The sequence below is a fragment of the Flavobacterium sp. K77 genome (assembly GCF_021608205.1).
Taxonomy (GTDB): domain Bacteria; phylum Bacteroidota; class Bacteroidia; order Flavobacteriales; family Flavobacteriaceae; genus Flavobacterium; species Flavobacterium turcicum.
In genome coordinates this window covers 287599-306856 of record NZ_JAKIHO010000001.1, presented here as the reverse complement: position 1 = coordinate 306856, position 19258 = coordinate 287599, and the positions used below count along the sequence as shown (strand labels likewise).

Sequence of the window (19258 nt, the reverse complement as noted above, 5' to 3'; positions counted from 1 at the left end):
TATTCGCTTTTGAACCTGTAAATTCCTATCTAATTACTGTAAACATCAGCTATTTTTGCTAAAACCATAAAAAAAGCCTTCCGTTATGGAAAGCTTTTCTTAATCTTTTTATTCGGTAAATTAATCTACATTTTCATCAACCAAGTTTTCATTGAAACTTCGTTTTCTATAATTGCTTTTAAATCGGCAATCGCAACACGGTCTTGTTTCATAGTGTCTCTATGACGAATGGTTACGGTTTGATCTTCGGCAGTTTGATGATCTACGGTGATACAAAATGGTGTGCCTAAGGCATCTTGTCTGCGGTAACGTCTTCCTACTGCATCTTTTTCATCGTAAGATACGCTGAAATCCCATTTCAAATCGTCAATAATTTGTCTGGCAATTTCTGGTAAACCGTCTTTTTTTACTAATGGTAAAATCGCAGCTTTTGTAGGAGCAAGTACTGATGGTAATTTTAAAACTGTTCGCGTTGATCCGTCCTCAAGTGTTTCTTCTTTTAAGGAAGTAGCAAAAACAGCCAAGAACATTCTGTCTAAACCAACTGAAGTTTCTACAACGTACGGTACATAATTTTGATTCAATTCGGCATCAAAATATTGTAATTTTCTACCTGAAAACTGCTCGTGTGCTTTTAAATCGAAATCGGTTCTAGAGTGAATTCCTTCTAATTCTTTAAATCCAAAAGGAAAGTCAAATTCAATATCAGCGGCAGCATTAGCGTAGTGTGCTAACTTCTCGTGATCGTGAAAACGGTATCTTTCTTTACCTAAACCAAGTGATAAGTGCCATTTAAGTCGGGCTTCTTTCCAAAACTCATAATGCTTCATTTCTTCGCCTGGACGCACAAAAAATTGCATTTCCATTTGTTCAAACTCACGCATACGGAAAATAAATTGTCTTGCCACAATTTCGTTTCTAAACGCTTTACCGGTTTGAGCAATTCCAAAAGGAACTTTCATACGTCCCGATTTTTGAACGTTCAAAAAGTTAACAAAAATTCCTTGAGCGGTTTCTGGTCGTAAATACAAATCCATTGCTGAATCAGCAGATGCTCCCAATTTGGTACCAAACATTAGGTTAAATTGTTTTACTTCCGTCCAATTTCTAGAACCTGAATCAGGACAAGCAATTTCAAGCTCTTCTATTAATGCTTTTACATCAGCCAAATCTTCGTTACCAAGAGAGCGAGCCATACGTTCTAGAATTTCTCTCTCTTTGGCTTTATACTCCATAACGCGTGCATTGGTAGTAACAAACTCTTGTTCATTAAAAGCTTCTCCAAAACGAGTTCGGGCTTTTTCTATTTCTTTTTGCGCCTTTTGATTGAGTTTTTCAGCATAATCTTCAATCAAAACATCGGCTCTGTATCTTTTTTTAGAATCCTTATTGTCTATCAAAGGATCGTTGAACGCATCTACGTGACCAGATGCTTTCCAAGTTGTAGGATGCATTAATATGGAAGCGTCAAGGCCCACGATGTTTTCATTCATCTGAACCATAGCGCGCCACCAATATTCGCGTATGTTCTTTTTTAACTCTACTCCGTTTTGTGCATAATCATAGACTGCACTTAAACCATCGTATATTTCGCTTGACGGAAAAATAAATCCGTATTCTTTTGCGTGCGAAACTACATTCTTAAATAAATCTTCTTGTTTTGCCATAGTATTGCAAAAATATAAAAAGTGAACTTAAAAAAAAGCAATTTCTTGGAGTTTGAAGTCCTGATTTGATTAATTTTAGCATTAAAACTCTGATTATATGTTTCAAAGCCTCATTAATCTCTTTTTTCCAAAAGTTTGTTCTGGCTGCAGTACCCTATTATTGGGTACCGAAAATATGATTTGCACTACTTGCCGTCACGATGCGCCATTGACACATCATCATTTAAACCCTGAAAATGATGCCTACAAAAAATTTTACGGTAGGGTTTTAGTTCAACATGCTTCTGCTTTATTTTATTTTCATAAAAAGGGAATCGTGCAAGAGCTCATTCATAATCTAAAGTACAAAGGCCATGAAGAATTAGGTCCATTAATAGGTGAGTGGTATGCTGCAGATTTAAAAACGGTGGTTGCTTTACAAGACGTAGACCAAATTATTCCGGTTCCTTTACATCCAAAAAAATTTAAAGAACGCGGCTACAATCAAGTAAGCGGATTTGGGAAAGCAATTTCTGAACAGCTAGATATTGCATATAATGACAAAATACTTATCCGAAAAGTCTATTCGAAAACACAATCTAAAAAAAACTTATTGGGTAGGTCAGAACTAAACGAAACTATTTTTGATGTTGTTTTTTCTGAAAAAGAGCACAACAAACATTTTTTGTTGGTTGATGATGTTCTTACAACTGGCGCTACACTTGAAGCTTGCTCACGGGCTTTATTAAATATTCCTGGTGCAAAAATCAGTATTGTTTGTATGGCTATGGCGCATTCCTAAAACTAAAAAAATGATAGGGTACAAATGGACACAATTTCATTAGTTGAACCGAAAAAAAATTAAATTGCTTATTACCAATTTTTTAATTCTAAAAATAAACTACTATAGCATAATTTAATGAAATTATAACGAAATAGAATTTCCGTTTCCAAACTTTAATGAGTAAATTTGACTATTAAATTAATTCACTTATAAAACAAACATATTATGGCTTTTGAATTACCACAATTACCTTATGCATACGATGCATTAGAACCACATATTGATGCTCGTACAATGGAAATCCACCATTCTAAGCACCACAATGCTTACACAACCAATTTGAATGCTGCCATTGCAGGAACAGATATGGAAGGTAAAACCATTGAAAATATTTTAATAAACCTAGATTTAAAAAACGCTGCTGTACGTAACAATGGTGGAGGTTTTTACAACCACAACTTGTTTTGGACTGTAATGACACCTAACGGTGGCGGCTTACCAACAGGAGATTTATTAGCAGCAATTGAAGCTGCTTTTGGGACTTTTGAAGAGTTTAAAGCTAGTTTTAGTAAAGCGGGTGCTACACAGTTTGGTTCAGGATGGGCTTGGCTTTGTGTACAAAAAGGAGGAAAACTTGAGGTTTGCGGTACACCAAATCAAGACAATCCGTTAATGCCAGGAGTAGGCTGTGGCGGAACACCTATTTTGGCAATGGACGTTTGGGAACATGCTTACTACTTAAACTACCAAAACAGAAGACCTGATTATATTGAAGCATTTTTCAACGTAATCAATTGGACTGAAGTTTCAAGAAGATATGCTTTAGAGAAATAGTCTTCTAGGACAATAGAATATATAAAATAGACGAATGAACCTTGAGTTTGTTCGGCTATTTTTTTGTTTTTAAACCAAAGTTGAATTCTCTTTTAAAACTTTTACTCAAAAAAAAAAAGACGAGCCAAAAACCTTAATTTGCTCGTCTTTATATCTTACTCGATTTCCTTATTTCTATTCACTACCTTGACTTTATTCCAATAAAAAAGGTGGAATCTCTTCCACCCTTTTTGCCCCAAATCTACCATAAATTTAACCTACTAATATTATGGTTCTTCAAATGTATAACAGTGCTTCAATCACTGCAAATATTTTAGACTAACAACTCATAAAACCGATTAAAAACTATTTCGAATCGATTTATTAGTACGCTCTTGCATCTTTCCCTTCGTAAAAGTTCATAAAGGCTCTATTTACCACACGATTACCACCTGGAGTAGGATAGTCTCCTGTAAAATACCAATCGCCTAAATTTTTAGGACAAGCTATATGCAAATCCTCCACTGTTTGAAAAATAATTTTTACCTCGGCTTTAATTTCAGGTGAACTTAACATCTCGGAAATTTTATCTGATATCTCCTGTGGATGAAATGGTTCATAAATAGCAGTAACATAATTGACTACCTCGCTATCTTTGAAATTTTCCTGTGCTTTGCATTTAGCATATACTTCATCTACAATATGATACAAATTGCGTTCTTTCAATAGTTCAAGCGCAGCTCTAAAGGCAACTAACCCCTCCAACTTGGCCATATCAATACCATAACAATCTGGATAACGTATTTGTGGCGCAGATGAAACAATTACAATTCGTTTTGGATTCAAGCGATCCATCATTTTGATAATACTCATTTTAAGAGTAGTTCCACGTACAATACTATCATCAATAATAACCAAATTATCAGTTGGTTTGATTACGCCATAAGTAACATCATATACGTGTGCAACCAAGTCGTCTCTACTACTATCTTCGGTAATAAAAGTTCGCAGCTTAGCATCTTTAATTGCTACTTTTTCAGTTCTAATTTTTACAGACAATAACTCTTGCAAAGACTCTTTGGTCAAGGTATTTCTGTTTTCTAGGATAAAATTATTTTTTCGTTGGTTCAAGAAATCCTGAGCCGCTTCGACCAAACCGTAAAAAGAAGTTTCAGCAGTGTTTGGTATGTATGAAAAAACAGTATTGTCCGTATCTTCATCGATAGACTCTAAAACGGCAGGCAAAATTAAACGCCCTAGATTTTTTCTTTCCTGATAAATTTCGGCGTCACTACCTCTTGAGAAATAAATGCGCTCAAATGAACACGCTTTTTTAACCGTTGGAGGCAAAATTTCTTTCATAGAAATCGTGCCATTCTTTTTGATAATCAATGCATTTCCTGGCTCAATTTCTTGAACCGACTCGAAAGGAACATTAAATACCGTCTGAATCACTGGTCGCTCTGAAGCTACCACCACAATTTCATCATCTTGATAAAAGTAAGCAGGTCTAATTCCGGCAGGATCTCTAAATACAAAAGAATCACCGTGACCAAGAAGTCCAGCCATGGCATACCCTCCATCTAAATTTTTAGCTGCACGTGCTAAAATTTTAGCTACATCCAATCGTTCTGCAATTACGGGAGACGCTTCTCTTTTAGTCAATCCTTCATTTTTACAATCTTGGTACAAATCAGTAACGGCATCGTCTAGAAAATGACCAATTTTTTCCATCACCGTCACCGTATCCGCCATTTCTTTTGGATGTTGCCCTAAGTCAATTAGGTTCTGGAACAACTCTTTCACATTGGTCATGTTGAAATTTCCAGCAAGAATTAAGTTGCGATGCATCCAATTGTTCTGACGTAAAAATGGGTGTACACTCTCGATACTGTTTTTACCAAAAGTTCCGTATCGAACGTGTCCTAAAAACAATTCTCCTATGTATGGAATTTTTTGTTTTTGCAAGGCCACATTATCAGCGTACTCTGGATGGGCTTCCATTTCTTCGTTAATACGATCGTTGATTTGCTTAAAAACATCTTGAATAGGTTGCGCATGATTGGAGCGAACTCTACTGATGTATCTTTCTCCCGGATCGACATCTAGTTTTATACTGGCAAAACCAGCACCGTCTTGTCCGCGATTGTGTTGCTTTTCCATTAAAAGATACATTTTCTGGATACCGTAAAATGCAGTTCCATATTTTTCTTTATAATATTCAAGCGGTTTAAGTAATCTGACTAAGGCTATTCCACATTCGTGTTTTAAAGCATCGCTCATTGTAAGTAATTTGTATTGTTGTGTTGTTGTAATAATAAGTTAACCAGCATAAATTCAGTTTAATAAATAAAATTTACACTGAATTTACGGAACAAAAAAACCCCGTTTCCGAGGTTTCTTATATTATAGTGTGATATCAAATTGTGTTAATGATTTGAACTGTTGTAGTCGAGACACCACCTCTTCTTTATTCAAAGCAAGCATTCTTTCAGTACCAAATTTTTCTACACAGAAAGAAGCTAAGTTTGAACCGTGAATGATTGCGTTTTTCATATTCTCGAAAGAGATGTTTTCGCTTTGTGTCAAATAACCTGCAAATCCTCCTGCAAATGTATCTCCTGCTCCTGTTGGGTCAAATACTTCTTCAAGTGGTAATGCTGGTGCAAAGAAAATTTCTTTATTATGAAAAATAAGCGCTCCGTGTTCTCCTTTTTTAATCACCACATATTTAGGGCCCATGGTGTGGATTTTTGCGGCAGCTTTTACTAATGAATATTCTCCAGAAAGTTGTCTAGCCTCTTCATCATTAATAGTTATTACATCAACGCGTTTGATTACGTCTAGCAATTCAGGCAAAGCACAATCCATCCAAAAGTTCATAGTATCTAAAACTACTAATTTAGGTTGTGTTTCCATTTGATCTAAAACACTGCTTTGTACTAATGGATGTAAGTTTCCTAACATCACAATCTCAGCATTCTTAAAATCTTGAGGAACTTTTGGCTGAAAATCAGCTAAAACATTCAATTGAGTGTCAAGGGTATCTCTTGAATTTAAGTCATTGTGGTAACGACCGCTCCAAAAGAAAGTTTTACCACCAGGCACCACTTCAAGACCAGAAATATCAATGTTTCTAGCAGTTAATAAATCTAAATATTCTTGCGGAAAATCATCTCCAACTACAGAAACAATGGCTGATTGCACATTAAAAAATGAAGCCGATAAACCAATGTAAGTTCCTGCTCCACCTAATATTTTATCTGTTTTTCCAAAAGGAGTTTCAATCGCGTCGAAAGCTACAGTTCCAACAATCAATAATTTATTCATTATATACGTTTCGAATTAAGGGGCAAAGATAGTTTATAAGTTGTAAAGTTGCAATGTGTTGAAAGTGTAATATTGTGGTTCTTTTTGAAAAAAAATCAGATCAATTTTGAGTTTTCTTGCTCATAAAAAGCATCAATCGAAAGTTGTTTTTGCATGGATGCCATCACTGCCAACTCATCGCACCTTTCGTTTTGAGGATGATTGTTGTGGCCTTTTATCCATTTAAAATTGACTTGATGTTTGCGGTAAACTATTAAAAAACGTTGCCACAAATCGGCATTTTTCCTAGCAGCAAAGCCTTTTTTTTCCCAACCCAATACCCATTTTTTTTCAACAGAGTCGACTACATATTTAGAATCAGATACCACCAAGACCTTTGTACCAAGATTTTTAAGTTTTTCTAAGCCTACAATTACAGCCAAAAGCTCCATCCTATTATTGGTTGTCCTACGAAAACCTTCATAAAATTCTTTTTTATAAGGCTTACCCACCCATTCCATCACAACACCATAACCACCATTGCCCGGATTTCCCTTAGCAGCACCATCTGTGTAAATATGTACATCATGTGTTGTCATGTTTAACCTTCTTTATTATCTGAACTAGTAGTGTTTAAAAGCAAACCCTCTATCACTTTTGGAAAATAATCTTGCTCTAGTTTGTGAATTTTAACTGCAACATCATGAGCATCGTCTGCCGGTGCTAAAACAACGCTTTGCTGGAAAATAATATTGCCCTCATCATAATTTTCATTTACGTAATGAATGGTAATACCGGTTTCTATTTCTTTATTAGCTACAACCGCCTCATGAATGTGCATGCCATACATTCCTTTTCCTCCATACTTTGGCAATAACGCAGGATGAATATTAATTATTTTATCAGGATAAGCATCAATTATATCGGAAGGAAATTTTAAGAGAAAGCCCGCTAAAACAATCCAATCTGGAGCGAAATTTTTTATTTTTTGTAAAACTAAACCTTCATTTAACTCATTTTTAGAAAAAATTTCAGACGAAATACCATACTTTTTTACCTTTTCTAGCACAAGAGCTTGCGCATTATTGCAAAAAACAGCTACTACTCTGCCCGATGTTGATTTTTCGAAATATTGAATAATATTTTCGGCATTAGTCCCCGATCCAGAAGCAAAAACAACTATCTTTTTCATAAAATCATCAGTTTTAAGAGCACAAAAAAAAGCATAATAAATGAAATTAAATAGCAATGCTTCGGCTTTGTTTAAATATATTTCATAAATTAGATGTCACATTTATTAACTAAATAGTTGTTTTAAAATAAAGTTTTTTATTTTTGCCAACAAATTAAATTCTAAAATTAAAGATTATGTCAGACATTGCATCAAGAGTAAAAGCGATTATCGTAGACAAATTAGGCGTTGACGAAAACGAAGTTGTAACAGAAGCAAGCTTCACTAATGATTTAGGAGCTGACTCATTAGACACTGTTGAGCTTATTATGGAATTCGAAAAAGAATTTGACATTCAAATTCCAGACGATCAAGCAGAAAACATCGCTACTGTAGGTCAAGCAATCTCTTACATTGAGGAAGCTAAAAAATAATAAAACATGCACCCGTACACTTCTGGTATACGGGTGTTATTATTTTTTTTAAGAAATTAAATTCAAGATTGACATTCAATCGAAAGATATTTATTGTAATACCCATAGCTATTTTGTAGTATTTATACAGTATCAGCATGGGTTTTATTTGTTTAAAGATAACGAAATAAAGAGTTTATGGAATTAAGACGAGTGGTTGTAACAGGTTTAGGCGCTCTAACTCCTATTGGAAATACTATTGAAGAATACTGGAATGGCTTGATAAATGGAGTAAGCGGTGCTGCACCAATAACCTATTTTGATGCCTCCAAATTTAAAACGCAGTTTGCCTGTGAAGTTAAAAACTTTAATGTTGAAGACTTTATCGATCGTAAAGAAGCAAGAAAAATGGACCGTTATGCACAATACGCCATGGTTGCCTCTGAAGAAGCAGTGAAAGATGCAGGTTTCGATTTTGATACTTTAGACAAGGACCGCGTAGGCGTGATCTGGGGCTCTGGAATTGGAGGTTTAGAGACGTTTCAAATAGAAGTTCTTAATTTTTCAGCCGGAGATGGGACACCAAAATTCAACCCGTTTTTTATCCCAAAAATGATTGCTGATATTGCTGGCGGACACATTTCTATTAAATACGGATTCAGAGGCCCGAATTTTACGACGGTTTCTGCTTGTGCTTCATCAACAAATGCTATTATTGACGCGTTCAACTACATTCGTTTAGGTCATGCTGATGCGATGGTTACTGGTGGATCTGAAGCTGCAGTAACAATAGCAGGAATGGGTGGATTTAATGCGATGCACGCTTTATCAACTAGAAACGATGATCCAAAATCAGCTTCAAGACCAATGGACAAAGACCGTGATGGGTTTGTACTTGGTGAAGGTGCTGGAGCATTAGTACTAGAAGAATATGAACATGCAATTGCTCGTGGTGCCACTATTTATTGTGAAATTGGCGGAGGCGGAATGTCTGCTGATGCACACCATATTACAGCACCACATCCAGAAGGTTTAGGTGCTAAAAATGTAATGTTGAATTGTTTACGAGATGCAGGTTTACAACCAACAGATGTAGACGGTGTTAACATGCATGGAACATCAACTCCATTGGGAGACATTGCTGAATCGAAAGCAATTTTACACGTGTTTGGAGAACATGCTTACACCATGAATCTGAATTCAACCAAATCAATGACAGGCCATTTACTTGGAGCAGCTGGAGCTATTGAGACAATTTCATCTATTTTATCATTAAAATACGGAATAATCCCTCCAACTATCAACCATACAACAAGTGACGAAAACATTGACCCAAGATTGAATTTCACTTTCAATACTGCTCAAAAAAGAGACGTAAAAGTACTTATGAGCAACACCTTTGGTTTTGGAGGTCATAATGCTTGCGTTTTGGTTAAAAAATTAGAGATCTAATTGTATGCGCATACTTAGAAAAATATTTTCAAAATCCCGTTCGAAAGAAAACGGGATTTTTTTTAATTCAATTGCCACAATACTTGGCTTTGACCCTATAAATCTAGATTTTTATTCTAAAGCCTTTACGCATCGTTCCAGCAACCGCATTGATTCTGCAGGAAATCCAGTAAGTTATGAGCGTCTAGAATTTCTAGGTGATGCCATGCTTAGCGCAGTTATTGCCGCTCATTTATTCAATGAAGTCCCAACAGGTGACGAAGGTTATCTCACCAAAATGCGTTCTAAAATTGTTAGTCGCGAACATCTAAATGAACTTGGCAAAGATTTAAACTTAATACAATTTATTGAAAGCAAAGTACCCGTTCAACATTTTGGTGAAAACATACACGGTAATATCTTTGAATCGCTTATTGGAGCAATCTATTTAGATAAAGGGTATGATGCATGTGAAAAATTCATTCAAAAAAGAGTCATCGAACCCTATGTTAATATTTCTCGCTTAGAGGGCAAAGTAATCAGCTACAAAAGTTTAATTATTGAATGGTGCCAAAAAGAAAAGAAAACCTTTCACTATGACATCTATGAAGACAATGCGATGGATGGACAAAGATTGTTTGGTGTAAAACTAAGTATTGATGATAAAGTAATTGCAAAAGCAAGAGCTACCTCTAAAAAGAAAGCAGAAGAAAAAGCATCCCAACGTGCTTATTTTGCATTTCAAGAAAAAATGGATAGAAAATAATAGAAATTTCTACAAAACTATATCGTTTTCGTTCATAAATTAACAAAAACATCTTATTTTGAGGCGTATACACTTCAATAGAAATGCTATATTTACATCTTATTTTTTAATGGAATGGCTATTCATAAACTGAATCTTGGCGAATTTGACGAAATAGATTACCATCTCATTGCGATTCATACCCTAGTTGAAGATTACCGCTTGGCTTACTTCATTAATCAAAAACTGCCCATTATTTTAGAAAAAAGCAGTATTGATATCCCGGTAAATAATAAGGAAGGAGAGACTTTTTTTTCACGATTTTCTTATTTTGATTCAGAAAATGAAGTTAACTGGGATTTGGTTCAAAACAAAAATGAGGTTAAAAAAATTGCAGCAATCACGACTCAAAACTTATTTTCAAACGTGGCAATGGAAGTATCGACTAAAGTATTTCTGCTCCCTGAATTTAAAAAAGTCGATTATTTTTTAAAAATAGAAAATAATGAATGCATTAATATTGCCGACATACAAAGCACATTAAATACAATTGAAAACGTATCAACAGTATACACTATCGATACGAATCAAATAAAAGCTAAAAACAATTTAATTTTTTAATAAAAATGCTTACAAACAAAAAAACGAAAATTGTAGCCACACTTGGGCCTGCATGTAGTACAAGAGAGATCATCAAAAATATGATTGACGCAGGTGTTAACGTGTTTCGAATTAATTTTTCGCATGCAGACTACGAGGATGTTAAAGAGAGAATACAACTTATTCGTGGATTGAATGAAGAATTTGGATACACTACTGCTATTTTAGCCGATTTACAAGGGCCGAAGTTACGCGTAGGAGTAATGGAAGAAGGTGTTGTAGTAAATGATGGTGATTTAATAACTTTTACTACCGCAGAGGATATTTTAGGTACTGCTAAAAAAGTATTCATGAAATACCAAAACTTTCCAAACGATGTAAATCCTGGAGAGCGCATATTATTAGATGATGGAAAACTGATTTTTGAAATTGTTGAAACTGATAAAAAATCAGAAGTTTTAGCAAAAGTTATTCAAGGTGGTGAATTAAAATCTAAAAAAGGAGTAAACCTTCCTAATACAAAGATTTCGTTGCCTGCGATGACAGAGAAAGATATTGCAGATGCTATTTTTGCAATTGGTCAGAATGTTGACTGGATTGCTTTATCATTTGTAAAAACACCAAGAGATTTACAAGATTTACAGGAACTTATTGCAGAACATTCTGAGTATAAAATTCCGATCGTTGCAAAAATCGAAATGCCAGAGGCACTAGAAAACATTGATAAAATTGTTGCCTATTGCGATGCATTAATGGTAGCACGTGGTGATTTAGGTGTTGAATTGCCTGCACACGAAGTGCCGTTAGTTCAAAAAGAATTAATTCGTAGAGCCAAAACAGCACGTATTCCGGTTATTGTTGCTACTCAAATGATGGAGACTATGATTACTAGTTTAACTCCTACTCGTGCTGAAGTGAATGACGTAGCCAACTCTGTAATGGATGGTGCAGATGCTGTAATGCTTTCTGGAGAAACTGCAGCGGGAAATTACCCAGTGCAAGTTATCCAAAAAATGACACAAATTATTGAAGCAGTTGAGGATTCTCCGCTAATTCAAGTACCACAAAATACACCGCAAATCAAGACCAAACGTTTTATCACAAAAACAATTTGTCATCACGCTGCCACAATGGCCAACGTAATCAAGGCAAAAGCAATCTGTACCTTAACGAATAGTGGTTACACAGCTTTCCAAATTTCGGCATGGAGACCTAATGCACATATTTTGGTTTTTACATCTAACAGACGCATCTTAACGCAGCTTAATCTACTTTGGGGAGTTAAATCATTCATGTACGAAAAAGATGTTAGCACTGATGATACCGTTACTGATGTGAACGAAATTGCAAGAGAAAAAGGTTTTGTTGAAAAAGGAGACTTTTTAATTAACCTTGCAGCAATGCCAATTAAAGATAAAGGCATGGTAAATACCTTACGTGTGTCTGAAATAGAATAATTCAGTAAAAATAAAAAAATCCATCTTTAAACCTAAAGATGGATTTTATTTAAACCTTTCTTTCTAGAGAGGTTTTTTTATGCCGCTTTTTCAAAAGCAATATAGTGACTCAATTCTCCTTTGATATTAAAAACTGGAAAACCTTTGATTGTACAAGCGTAAATACTGCCATCTTTTTTATAATTCATAACCACTTTTTCGAATGATTGTTGGGATTGAATAGCCAAACGAATTTCTTTTGAAGTAATATGATTAGTGGCTTCTCCTTGAAACATTTTAGGACTTCTACCAATTACTTCATCGGCTTCATAACCATTCATCTTGATGATGTTGTGCGATGCAAAAACAATTTTTAATTGCGCATCTGTAACAATTACAACTTCTTCTTTTAATTTTTCTTGTAAATCCCAGTCATTTGCAACCCACTTGTTATCTTGAGCAATAGCCCTCAACTTTACGCTATCCACAAATATGTTTTGCAAATCTTTGCGATATTCATGGTGAAAATCAAAGGAATAAAGTGGAAGTGTTTTAACGCGCATTGCGTTGTAATAGTTGGCAATAGCTGAATCGTACTGATGTAAAGTGCTCATGATCATTTTCATTAGAAAGGTCAAATGTATATTTATTTAAAAACATACAATAGGATTAATGCAACTTTAACCATTGTTGAACGAACTCTGCGACACTCAAAAATTGAATTTTAATTGCACTACAACAAATTTTTTCTCTTCGTTATTTAAATTACTCAACGAAATACCTAACAAGCGTACCGAATCTTTGAGACGTTCTTGATACAGCAGTTCTTTTACATTTTCAATTAATAACGCTTTGTCGGCTATAAAATAAGGCAAGGTTTTACTGCGAGTTTGCTGAGTGAAATCACTGTATTTAATTTTTAAAGTAATTGTTTTACCAGCTAAACTGTGTTTTCTTAGTCTTTTTTCTAAAGAGTTTGCGATAATTTCCAATTGCTCCATCATAAAAACCTCCGAAGATAGATTGACATCGAAAGTATGTTCTGCAGCAACCGATTTGGTAATGCGATGTGATTTGACCTCACTATTGTGAATACCACGCACTACATCATAATAAAAGTGACCGGCTTTACCGAAATGTTTTTCTAAAAATTCTAAAGATTTACTTTTGAGTTCCCGTCCTGTAAAGATTCCTAATTGATACATCTTTTCGGTGGTCACTTTGCCCACGCCATAAAACTTACGAATAGGTAATTCCTCTAAAAAAAGTAAAACGTCATCAGGATTAACTGTTTTTTGACCGTTTGGCTTATTGTAGTCGCTGGCAATTTTGGCAACAAATTTATTTACAGATATACCCGCAGATGCGGTAAGACCAACTTCTTTAAAAATTCGCTCTCGAATTTCTTGGGCCAACAAACTGGCACTAGGATTACCTTTTGTATTATGAGTAACATCGAGATAAGCTTCGTCTAATGACAAGGGCTCTACTAGATCTGTATACTCATAAAATATTTTCTGAATCTTACCCGAAATCTCTCTGTAACGATCAAATCGCGGGCGTACAAACACTAAATCTGGACATTTCTTTTTGGCCAAAACGCCACTAATAGCGCTTCGAACACCAAACTTTCTAGCTTCATAACTTGCAGCCGCAACCACGCCACGATTTTCTGAACCACCAACGGCAATAGGCTTTCCTTGTAACTCCGGATTATCCATTTGCTCTACAGAGGCATAAAAAGCATCCATATCGACATGTATAATTTTTCGGTAAGAAACAATTTCACTCATAATTGCTATTTGTTGACGAATTGCCAATCAGCGTTCTAATAAAAAATTATTATTTTGTGGATTCATCAACGTGTAAGTAATTTTCAATTACGGCTGATTTAGCTTTAACTTCGGTTGGAAAGAAAAAGCTAAAGGGACTAGATTTAAAATGCCTCCAGATGGAAATAGTTACAAAACGCAATTCGAATACAGACATTGCTCTAGATCGAAATGCTAGTCCGAGGGACAAACTAAAACTCACCATAAAATTGACCAAACCAATAATACCGATTCCAAAAATCCCCCAAATCAATAAATCAGTTGGAACTTCGTAATTAGCTCCATACATGGCTAGCGCCAAATTACCACTACCAAAAGTAATGTGTCTAATGTCGATATTAAGCCCCAAAAATAAACCAATCGAGGCCGTGCTACCCATGAATACACCAAACCAAAAATTAGATATAATTCCTGCCCATTTTTTTTCATACAACTGTGCAAATCGAGTGGTTTTTTTCTTCCCGAAATACCTTTTTAAAACTGGATGTTCACTTATTCTAAAATACACTTGATTGTGTTTGTCTCTGTTGGCAACACTTCCCGAAATAATCCCTGATAAAAACAGAAAAACACCTGCAATTGCAGCATGAACAATTGCTAGTGAATGTATCGGACTCAAATCAATAACCAAGGTTTTCCATTTAGTGGCTGCAATATTATAATCTAAATAATGATCAATAAGCCAAATTCCTAAAAGAGAAACCGGAAAAGCCATAATCACGTTGCCAACAAAGGCAATAAATTGAGAACGAAATACTCGAGCAAATAATATGGCAAACGCTTTGTACTTTTCGGCATCTTTCCCTTTTTTAACTACACCATCTTCGAGCGCTTTGATAAGTGCCGCTGCTGTCATTGCGGGCTGTTTGGTGGCCAAGGTAAAGCCTAATAAATAAATAGTGATGAACCCAAAAGCGTAGTTCATACTATACAAAAATGCATGGCCAAAAAAACTAGTTTCTACTTTTGACAACAAAACTTTTATAATACATAAAATACCAACAATAAAGCCACCACCAACAGCAGTTCGGAACATTTTATAATACTCTTTTCGGCTTTCGGTAATGTAATGTTCTCCTGTTTTAGCAGTATGCTGAGTTATTTCATAGGATATTAATTGTGTACTCTCAGCAATAAATTTTCGAACGTTGTTTTTGTAACAGTTGTACTTAATGAGTTGCAGCACGAGACTAATACCGTTAGCTTTTTTGTGTCTCTCGTCATTAACTACCAACAAGGAAATCAAAAATTTAAGTCGCACTAATTGCTGCTTAATTTTTAATAAATTTTGATTGACACGAAGCGAAATCCCATATTTAGAACTATTGTTAAAAGCGGTGTCTACAAAGTCTTCGCACTGCTTATACAAAACAAGTAACTGAGCGTATGATAAATCATCAGAAGATATATAATGTTTTTTAGACTCTTTAATCCGATCTTCAATAAGGAACAATTCCTTTTCGAAGGCAGAAAAAGGGCTCTCTAAATTTTCGAATTCAGGTACCATTTTAATCACATCGGTTTCCATCGCTCGCCCACTAATTCTTTGGGTAAGCAAATGCATGGCTACCAGCAATTCACTTAAAACAGAATTGGGCTCAACATCGTCATAAATAGATTTAAATTTCAGCAAATCACTCAATTCTTGTAATTGCTGCATTGGGATTTTAGAAATCCAAATTCCATCATTAGCAAGATAAAAAACTTGATTAAAAATATATTCAAGTGTATCCTTTTGAGGTTGGTAGGGCAAAAACTTAGCGAAAATGCGTTTTTTAACTTCAAAAAAGAAATCGGCATCTTGCAAAATTGCAGCATCAGCTAAAATTTTATTGAATTTTTTATTTGCAAAAATTTCGGCTAAATAGATAGAAAACTGCTTGCGACAAGCAAAATTGTTTTGCAAAAAAACAATGACTTCCGAAATATCTACCGTTTGAATATTTTTAGTCGATTTTGGTCTAATCAAACCTATTAACTCCACCAAAGGCTCTAAGGGATCATTTGTTTCGCGCCATGATTGGGCAACACCAAAAAACTCGGTCAAAATACCCGCTATGGTAGGATGCGCATTGGTTTTAGGAAATAATTTCATGGTGCAAATCAATTTCTGTAAAAATACAAATCGAGAGCCAATTTATGGCGCAATTATTCTATTTTTAAAAACATCTATTTTTAAAAGGTACTATCAGAACTTTAATATTGACAAGGAATGAATATAGCACGTGCAAAAACAAAACTCCTATATTTGCAACGCAACCTAGCCCAGATAGCAGTGTAAATTTACAAGAACGCAAATTGTATTTTTCTAGCAAAAAAGAGCGACCCAAGAAGCTCCTTTTTTGCTATAGAAAAAAAATTTGAGCAGTTGTAAATTGAAACGAATAGCTGGAGAAAGCTACTAAAAACAAAAAAAATGATTGAAATTGAAAGAAAGTTTTTGGTGAAGAACGATGCCTTTATTGACCAAGCAACGACTAAAAAATACATAGCACAAGGCTACTTAAACTCAGATCCACTGCGAACCGTAAGGGTACGCACCAAAGGCGATCAAGCTTTTTTGACCATAAAGGGACAAAGCAGTGCTAGTGGACTATCCCGTTTTGAATGGGAGAAAGAAGTAGCAGTTGAAGATGCTAAAGCATTATTATTATTGTGCGAAAGCGGAATTATAGAAAAAACACGTTACGAAATCTATTTAGGAAAACATACGTTTGAGGTAGATGTTTTTCACGGCGCAAACGATGGATTGATTATTGCCGAAATTGAGCTCGAAACGGAGACAGAATTATTTGAAATACCAGATTGGCTGGGTATTGAAGTTACGGGAGATAAGCGCTACTACAACTCCTACTTGAGTCAACTACCTTTTAGTTCTTGGTAGTTAATTATTGAGTACCTCGATGGTCACGATCATACCGCCGCTTGCTTTATTGGAAGCGATTTCCATAAAGGCTCTTTTGGTAAGATCAATTTCTCTTGAGCGTACAAATGGACCACGATCTATTACTTCGACAACTACTGACTTTCCATTTTTTTCGTTGGTGATACGCACTTTGGTGCCAAAAGGAAGTTTTTTGTGTGCAGCGGTATACTTATTATTATCAAATTTTTTACCGCTGGTAGTTCTTTTGCCATTGAATTTGTCAGCATAGTAAGAAGCGTGCACCAGCTTTTTATAAGGTTTAAAAACACCTGAATAAACCAAAACGCTATCAGCAGTTTTTTCTGGAATGACTGTCGTTGCTTTTATTTTTTTAACTGTATCCTTTTCAACAGCTAATTTTGTAGTGATATTTTTATCTAAAGTAGACTTTTGATTTATTTTAGTCTGCTTCTCTGCGGTGCTAGTTTGACCACTTACCCGCAGCAATATTGCGATACTAAATAATAAAGTAAATGCTATTTTCATATGTATTTTATTAGTTCAACTCTATTTTACAAAAACCGTACCTAGAAAAAAAAAGCTCTATTTCTAGAGCTTTCTATAGGTTAATTACAACCATAAATTCCAAGGTATTCTGCTTAAAATAAGAAGTAAACCAATACCGTAAAAAATTGAAAATGTTTTAAACTTACTTTCAGATGATACTAACTTTTTATGTTTAGACCATCCTACTGTAATAAGAGCAATTGCAATTATGTTGATTAGCGGGTGCTCTAATGAAGTAAGACGTAAAGCCTTATCACTCATTTGCCCTAATGATTCTAACCCTAGAGGTGAAACGAAATACAAAACGAGTCCTACTAAAAGTTGAATATGAATAGCAATTAAAGCAAATAAAGCGATTTTTCTATCTTTAGATGTGAACTCTTTACCTGAAAATTTACCGATTAAAGCATTTACTACTGCCACTACCAAAATTAAAAGTGCTAAATAAGCCCAACCAGAATGAAATTTTTGAATGAATTGATACATAAGTATTGATTTTGTTTGAAACAAATATAATAAAAAAAGGTGTAAAATCTAAACATACAAAAAGACAATAAAACAAAAAAAAGGCTGTCTAATTTAATAAGACAGCCTTTTTTATAACGAATCTGTTTCTTATTGAAATGGCTGTAATACTTTATCAATTACCTGAACCACACCATTAGTTCCTTGAATATTAAAAGTTTTAACAGTACCATTAGTAGTACCTACAACATCTTTAATTTTAACAGTACCTTGCAAAATTGTAAATCTGTTTGGTGTAAAAAGCGTAGTTATTGCTACGTCAGCAGATGTAGAATATGAATTAGTAGAACTTGGAGCTCTATTTCCATTTTCTAAGTGATATCTTAGGATACTTGTAACTTGTGCATCAGACTTACCAACCAAGTAACCATTTGTTGCAGTTGCAGCAGTAAATGCAGCATTTTCAGGAGCATAAACAGTTAAAGGTGCTGCAGCAGTTGCACCGTTAAGAGTAGTCAATACTGAAGCTTGAGCAGTTGAAGCAACTACACCTAATAAAGAAGATAAATTTGGATTAGCTTTGATATGACTTACAATAGTAGGTAACAAGATTACACCGTCAACAACATGTACGATACCGTTGCTAGCTTCTATATCTGCAGAAGTTACTTTAGCACCACCGTTAGCAACTCCGCCATTAACAAGCACATCAGTTCCAACTTTATTTACAAACAAATTGATGTTAACATTTGAAGATGCCGAAGCAGGTACTCTTACAGCTGCAAAAGTTCTAGTATAACCAGCAGCTAACAAATCATTAGCTCTAGTTCCTAAACCAATTACGTGATTCTGAAGAATTAATCTTAAATTATTAATAGCAGTATTGTCAGCAGGAGCTGTTAAAGCATTAATACTTGCACTTGAATAACCAGCAGCTGTAAAAGCCGCATTTGTTGGAGCAAAAACAGTGTAAGATCCTGCACTAGTTAAAGTAGATTCTAAACCCGTTTTTCTTAAAGCATCAACTAAGATACTGAAATTTGCAGGGTCTGCTTTAGCTATTTCAACGATCGATTTTAAAGGAGTTACCTCTTTTGGCTCATCAGTCGAGCATGAGAATGTCACAAAAGCAACAGCTAACATAGTTACGAAAGACAAAATTTGATTTTTTATTTTCATG

19 protein-coding genes are annotated in these 19258 nt (G+C 34.9%); 8 read left to right on the top strand and 11 right to left on the bottom strand.

Annotated elements, in window-relative coordinates:
- Positions 1–125: 125 nt before the first annotated feature.
- The gene (locus tag L1S34_RS01395) at positions 126–1667 is read right to left on the bottom strand and encodes a glycine--tRNA ligase (protein ID WP_236362340.1); all 1542 of its coding nucleotides are present in this window, start codon (positions 1665–1667) and stop codon (positions 126–128) included.
- 97 nt (positions 1668–1764) lie between these two features.
- On the opposite strand from L1S34_RS01395, the gene L1S34_RS01390 reads away from it, so the two are divergent.
- Together L1S34_RS01390 and L1S34_RS01385 are read left to right on the top strand one after the other, a co-directional pair.
- A complete protein-coding gene (locus tag L1S34_RS01390) occupies positions 1765–2448 on the top strand; it encodes a ComF family protein (protein WP_236362338.1) in 684 nt (227 codons plus the stop codon).
- Positions 2449–2655: 207 nt separating this feature from the next.
- The gene (locus L1S34_RS01385; protein WP_210788114.1) at positions 2656–3264 is read left to right on the top strand and encodes a superoxide dismutase; all 609 of its coding nucleotides are present in this window, start codon (positions 2656–2658) and stop codon (positions 3262–3264) included.
- 363 nt (positions 3265–3627) lie between these two features.
- On the opposite strand, the gene L1S34_RS01380 is transcribed toward L1S34_RS01385, so the two are convergent.
- The 4 genes from L1S34_RS01380 to purN form a co-directional block, all read right to left on the bottom strand.
- Entirely contained in the window at positions 3628–5526 is a 1899-nt protein-coding gene (locus tag L1S34_RS01380) for an amidophosphoribosyltransferase (RefSeq protein ID WP_166132798.1), read from the bottom strand.
- 123 nt (positions 5527–5649) lie between these two features.
- Positions 5650–6573, bottom strand: coding sequence for a PfkB family carbohydrate kinase (locus tag L1S34_RS01375; RefSeq protein WP_166132797.1), 924 nt, complete (start codon positions 6571–6573; stop codon positions 5650–5652).
- Positions 6574–6668: 95 nt separating this feature from the next.
- Positions 6669–7151 (bottom strand): ribonuclease HI, encoded by a 483-nt coding sequence (rnhA, locus tag L1S34_RS01370; RefSeq protein ID WP_236362336.1) that lies wholly within the window; start codon positions 7149–7151, stop codon positions 6669–6671.
- A gap of 2 nt (positions 7152–7153) precedes the next feature.
- Positions 7154–7744: a phosphoribosylglycinamide formyltransferase gene (purN, locus tag L1S34_RS01365; protein WP_236362334.1), complete on the bottom strand. Its 591-nt coding sequence runs from the start codon at positions 7742–7744 to the stop codon at positions 7154–7156.
- Positions 7745–7920: 176 nt separating this feature from the next.
- Here purN and L1S34_RS01360 point away from each other — a divergent pair, with 176 nt between their 5' ends.
- The 5 genes from L1S34_RS01360 to pyk all read left to right on the top strand — a co-directional run bounded on the left by L1S34_RS01360 (position 7921) and on the right by pyk (position 12369).
- Positions 7921–8157, top strand: coding sequence for an acyl carrier protein (locus L1S34_RS01360; protein ID WP_007137004.1), 237 nt, complete (start codon positions 7921–7923; stop codon positions 8155–8157).
- Between the two features lie 177 nt (positions 8158–8334).
- Positions 8335–9588: a beta-ketoacyl-ACP synthase II gene (fabF, locus tag L1S34_RS01355; RefSeq protein ID WP_236362332.1), complete on the top strand. Its 1254-nt coding sequence runs from the start codon at positions 8335–8337 to the stop codon at positions 9586–9588.
- 4 nt (positions 9589–9592) lie between these two features.
- Positions 9593–10333: a ribonuclease III gene (rnc, locus tag L1S34_RS01350; RefSeq protein WP_166132793.1), complete on the top strand. Its 741-nt coding sequence runs from the start codon at positions 9593–9595 to the stop codon at positions 10331–10333.
- A gap of 114 nt (positions 10334–10447) precedes the next feature.
- Entirely contained in the window at positions 10448–10933 is a 486-nt protein-coding gene (locus L1S34_RS01345; protein ID WP_236362330.1) for an IPExxxVDY family protein, read from the top strand.
- 5 nt (positions 10934–10938) lie between these two features.
- Complete coding sequence (gene pyk, locus L1S34_RS01340) at positions 10939–12369, top strand: pyruvate kinase (protein WP_236362328.1); 1431 nt, start codon at positions 10939–10941, stop codon at positions 12367–12369.
- Positions 12370–12446: 77 nt separating this feature from the next.
- Here pyk and L1S34_RS01335 read toward each other — a convergent pair whose 3' ends face one another.
- The 3 genes from L1S34_RS01335 to L1S34_RS01325 form a co-directional block, all read right to left on the bottom strand.
- Positions 12447–12962 (bottom strand): PAS domain-containing protein, encoded by a 516-nt coding sequence (locus L1S34_RS01335; protein WP_236362326.1) that lies wholly within the window; start codon positions 12960–12962, stop codon positions 12447–12449.
- Between the two features lie 96 nt (positions 12963–13058).
- Entirely contained in the window at positions 13059–14141 is a 1083-nt protein-coding gene (gene dinB, locus L1S34_RS01330; protein ID WP_236362325.1) for a DNA polymerase IV, read from the bottom strand.
- A gap of 49 nt (positions 14142–14190) precedes the next feature.
- Positions 14191–16275 carry a site-specific recombinase gene (locus tag L1S34_RS01325; protein ID WP_236362323.1) on the bottom strand — a complete coding sequence of 695 codons (2085 nt, stop codon included), beginning with the start codon at positions 16273–16275 and terminating at the stop codon, positions 14191–14193.
- A 321-nt stretch (positions 16276–16596) separates the two neighbouring features.
- On the opposite strand from L1S34_RS01325, the gene L1S34_RS01320 reads away from it, so the two are divergent.
- Positions 16597–17064, top strand: a complete 468-nt coding sequence (locus tag L1S34_RS01320; protein ID WP_236362320.1) for a CYTH domain-containing protein — start codon at positions 16597–16599, stop codon at positions 17062–17064.
- Here L1S34_RS01320 and L1S34_RS01315 read toward each other — a convergent pair whose 3' ends face one another.
- From L1S34_RS01315 to L1S34_RS01305, 3 genes are all read right to left on the bottom strand, one after another.
- Complete coding sequence (locus tag L1S34_RS01315; RefSeq protein WP_236362318.1) at positions 17065–17592, bottom strand: septal ring lytic transglycosylase RlpA family protein; 528 nt, start codon at positions 17590–17592, stop codon at positions 17065–17067.
- 84 nt (positions 17593–17676) lie between these two features.
- A complete protein-coding gene (locus L1S34_RS01310) occupies positions 17677–18099 on the bottom strand; it encodes a hypothetical protein (RefSeq protein ID WP_236362316.1) in 423 nt (140 codons plus the stop codon).
- Positions 18100–18228: 129 nt separating this feature from the next.
- The gene (locus L1S34_RS01305; protein WP_236362314.1) at positions 18229–19257 is read right to left on the bottom strand and encodes a fasciclin domain-containing protein; all 1029 of its coding nucleotides are present in this window, start codon (positions 19255–19257) and stop codon (positions 18229–18231) included.
- Position 19258 lies beyond the last annotated feature (1 nt).